The organism is Streptosporangium sp. NPDC003464, from assembly GCF_053588315.1.
In genome coordinates, this window is record NZ_JBSFPS010000570.1 from 1 (window position 1) to 1,178 (window position 1,178).

The window sequence follows — 1,178 nt, forward strand, 5'->3', positions numbered from 1 at the left end:
CACCAAGATCCACCTGGCCGTCGACGGACGCGGCCTGCCCCTGGCGTCCGCGCTCACCGGCGGCAACGTCAACGACTGCACCCAGTTCACCGCCGCGATGGAGGCCATCCGGGTACCTCGCGCCGGCGTCGGCCGGCCCCGCACCCGGCCCGAACACGTGATCGCCGACAAGGGCTCCAGCTCCCGCGCCATCCGCACCTACCTGCGCCGGCGCGGGAGCGGCACAACTGCCCTCCGGCGTGGTGGCCTGGGGCGTCGGCGCTGCGATCGTGGCGGGCGGAGCGGGGATCGCCCTGCTCAACCCCCGCTGCGGGCCGAGGACGAGGCGCCGGCCGACCCAGCCGACCGCCCCCGTCGCCGGGAGTGGCTGGGCCCGAGAATGACCGCGGTGCTGGTGATGGCGTTCGGCGCCACGATCGTGCTCAACGGTACCGACCTGGCCGTCGTGGCCACTCTCGAAGAAGCCGGCCAGATCTCCTGGGCCGCCGTCGTGGTGGCCGTGTACGGCGCGGCCTCCATAGCCGGCGGGCTTCTGTACGGCGCGCTCCCGCGACCGCTGCCCACCTGGCTGCTGCTCGGCCTGCTCGGGCTGGTGACCATTCCCGCCGGACTGGCCCACGACTGGCGCTGGTTGTGTGTGGCAGGCTGCGGCGCGGGGCTGCTTGCCGCACCGACTCTTTCCGCGTTGTCCGACGCCGTGAGCCGGCTCGCACCCGCGAGCGTGCGCGGTGAGGCGACAGGCTTGCAGTCCTCAGCGCTGGGCGCGGGCTTCGCCCTCGGCGTCCCGATCGTCGGCGGGGTGATCGACACGTCCGGACCGGCAGGCGGCTTCACGGCGGCCGGCCTGGCCGGCCTCGCCGCCGCGCTGATGGGATGGCTGCTGTCCCGGCGCTCACCCATCCGAACGCGGTCGGTGCGCAGCGATCCCAGCTTCATCGGGGCCTCGGACGCGCGATGATCTGCCTGCCGTCCAGTGGCTGAGCCTTCTCAGGCCATGTTCGGCGTTGTACGCCTCCACAACATGGCCCTCACGGGATAACCCCAACCCCATACGGGACACCTCTAGCACAGGTGACAGGCCCAGCGGCGGGGTTCGGCGGGAGATCCCTTATCAGCGTCGGGCGCCGATGGCTTCACGCTCACGCCAGTGGAGTTCCTGGCCGACGAACAAGCGGCGT

General features: G+C 72.4%; 1 protein-coding gene and 1 pseudogene. Both read left to right on the forward strand.

Annotated elements, in window-relative coordinates; all coding sequences use genetic code 11:
- A pseudogene (locus tag ACWDS7_RS48610) lies at positions 1-217 on the forward strand (transposase); the annotation flags it as partial.
- A gap of 90 nt (positions 218-307) precedes the next feature.
- Positions 308-958: an MFS transporter gene (locus ACWDS7_RS48615; RefSeq protein ID WP_451934848.1), complete on the forward strand. Its 651-nt coding sequence runs from the start codon at positions 308-310 to the stop codon at positions 956-958.
- The last annotated feature ends 220 nt before the right edge of the window (positions 959-1,178 follow it).